This is a genomic window from Halobiforma nitratireducens JCM 10879, from assembly GCF_000337895.1.
Classification (GTDB): domain Archaea; phylum Halobacteriota; class Halobacteria; order Halobacteriales; family Natrialbaceae; genus Natronobacterium; species Natronobacterium nitratireducens.
In genome coordinates this window covers 1-2,397 of the sequence record NZ_AOMA01000016.1, presented here as the reverse complement: position 1 = coordinate 2,397, position 2,397 = coordinate 1, and the positions used below count along the sequence as shown (strand labels likewise).

General features: G+C 64.0%; 2 protein-coding genes and 1 pseudogene. All 3 read right to left on the bottom strand.

Annotated elements, in window-relative coordinates; genetic code table 11:
- Positions 1-147, bottom strand: a pseudogene (locus tag C446_RS19755) (HemK2/MTQ2 family protein methyltransferase); the annotation flags it as partial.
- A 1-nt stretch (position 148) separates the two neighbouring features.
- Positions 149-1,393, bottom strand: a complete 1,245-nt coding sequence (locus C446_RS02035; protein WP_006671386.1) for a mechanosensitive ion channel family protein — start codon at positions 1,391-1,393, stop codon at positions 149-151.
- 146 nt (positions 1,394-1,539) lie between these two features.
- Positions 1,540-2,388 carry a 16S ribosomal RNA methyltransferase A gene (locus tag C446_RS02030; protein WP_083861043.1) on the bottom strand — a complete coding sequence of 283 codons (849 nt, stop codon included), beginning with the start codon at positions 2,386-2,388 and terminating at the stop codon, positions 1,540-1,542.
- Between the last annotated feature and the right edge of the window lie 9 nt (positions 2,389-2,397).

Here is a 2,397-nt window from a genome sequence, read left to right as displayed (position 1 = left end):
GGGATCGGGATCGGGATCGGGATCGGGATCGGTTCCTGCCCTCTCGTCGTCGGTGAGTCGTTCACAGGCGGTCTCGGCGAGTAGTTGCGAGTCCTCGGCGGGCTGGTAGACGTCGGTCTCTCCGTCGCGTTGTTCTCGAAGTCCCACGTTAGTTGTCCTCCGGATGGCGCATTCGGTACTCGCGGCCGCCGCCGTTTCCGTTTTCGGGTTCGCGTTCCGGGTCCGGCTCTGGGTCCGGTTCCGCCTTCGAGCCGCCGTCCCGGCTCGACGCAGTCTCCACGTCCGTCTCGCCGCCCCCAGCCCTGCTCGTCGGGTCGATCCGAACGTCTGTCTCGTCACGACTCGAGAGTTCCCGCTGCGGGTAGGGGATGTCCACCCCTTCGGCGTCGAATTCGCGCTTGATCGCGTTGATCGCGGCGGTTCGTGCCTGCCAGCGCCACTGGGAGCGTGGCTTGTCGATCCAGAACCGCGCGCCGAGAACGACTCCCGAGTCTCCGAACTCCTTCGAGACGATCTGTGGCATGGGCGCGTCGAGGGCGTACTCGAGGTCCGAAAGCACGTCTTCGAGGATGTCGGCGGCCTGATCGACATCCGCGTCGTAATCGACGCCAACGTCAATCTCGATGCGGAGTCGGCCCCGTTTCGACCGGTTCGTGACCGTACTCGAGGCGATGACGTCGTTCGGGATCATAATGTACTCCCCGTCGAACGACTGGATGCGAGTGTTTACGATCGAGATGTCGGTGACGATCCCCTCCTCGTCCTCGACGACGATCCAGTCGCCGATTTCGAACGGACGGGCGAACATCAACACGAAGCCAGCCAACACCGTTCCGAGCGTCTGTCTGGCGGCCATCCCGACGACGATTCCCAGGAACCCGGCTCCAACCAGCAGGCCGCCGAGGTCGTCGATCCAGACGCCGAGCACGATCACGAGCGACACCGACCAGACGACGACCTGCGTGGTTCGGTGTGTGATCTCGCGCTGGTGATCGGTCACCGTCGTCGCCGAGCCGAACACCTCGTCGAGTACGCGTTTGAGAAACCGGATGATGATAAACGTCGCGACGAGCAGGATGAACGACACGATCGCCCGTGCGATGACTTCGCCCCCGATCGCGGAGTCCGAAACCTGTTGCTGAAGTTCGGCGGTCTGTCCCCAGACCCCGACGACGATCCCCAGACTGAACAGGCAGGTACCGGTGAGCAGGCCGAACGCGGCGAGATCGCCGTACAGCGGCTTGGAGCGGTCGGTAACCCACCGCTGTACGTTCCGGTGAGTAAACAGGACTACGAGCAAGAATCCCAACGCGACGACCGTCACCACGAGTCGCAGTTCCGTCGACTCGACGGTCTGGGACAGCCAGTCGAGTCCGGCCAGTATCACCGACATGGGCGTGGTCTCTCGCCCAGTCGTCGTCGAAGGTTTGAGTATCCGTTGGTTGAGGGCCCGTCGTGTCGGCCTGGCGACCCGTTTCATACGGATTGCTGTAACGATTTACCGGCGGTTGCGCTGGAAATGACTTACAGTAAACCGTATCAGTCGCCCTCGAGGCCGCTCTCCTCGAGCGCCAACTCGGCAAGCGCGGCGAACGCCGCGGGTTCCATCGCGTCCGCGCGCTTGCGAAGTACGTCCTCGTCGGCGGCGTCGACGACCGCGTCTGGATCCGCGAGCCTCGAGATGTGGGCCGTGTTCCGGATTCCGTTACGGATGGTCTTCCGTCGCTGGGTAAACAGTGCCTTCACGAATCGAAGGAAGAACTCCTCGTCGTCGACGTCGTACTCCGGATCGCGGGGACGCAGTCGGACGACCGCGCTCTCGACGGCCGGCGGTGGCGAAAACGCTTCCTTCGGAACCGTCTCGACGAGTTCGGCGTCCGCGTAGTGCTGGGTCGAGACCGACAGCCGGCCGTACTCCGAGGTACCGGGTTCGGCGACCATTCGTTCGGCGAACTCCTGCTGGAACATCAGTACGAGCCGCTTCCCTTCGGGGAGCAACCGGAAGGTAATCTCGCTCGAGACGCCGTAGGGAAGATTCGAGACGGAGGCGGTGAAGTCGGGAAGATCGACCTCGAGGGCGTCGCCTTCGATCACTGTCAGCCGGTCGGCGTCGATCGCGTCGGTGAACTCTTCGCGCAGGAAGGCCGCCAGGTCGGGGTCGCGTTCGACGACCGTTACCTCTCCACTCTCGCCGGCGAGTGCGAGCAGTCGGTCGGTCAGCGCGCCCGTTCCGCCACCGATCTCGAGCAGATGGGTGGTGTCCGCATCGATCTCCTCGAGATACGTCGGCAATCGGTCGAGAACGCGGTCGTCGACGAGAAAGTGCTGATCGCGGTCCGGATCACCGCGGACGCCGGCCCGGCCGATCAACGCGTCGGGGTCTCTCATTGCCGGCGG

Excerpts from the sequence above, each read along its gene's own strand:
- C446_RS02035 (WP_006671386.1), bottom strand. The coding sequence starts at position 1,393 with ATGTCGGTGATACTGGCCGGACTCGACTGGCTGTCCCAGACCGTCGAG.
- C446_RS02030 (WP_083861043.1), bottom strand. The coding sequence starts at position 2,388 with ATGAGAGACCCCGACGCGTTGATCGGCCGGGCCGGCGTCCGCGGTGAT.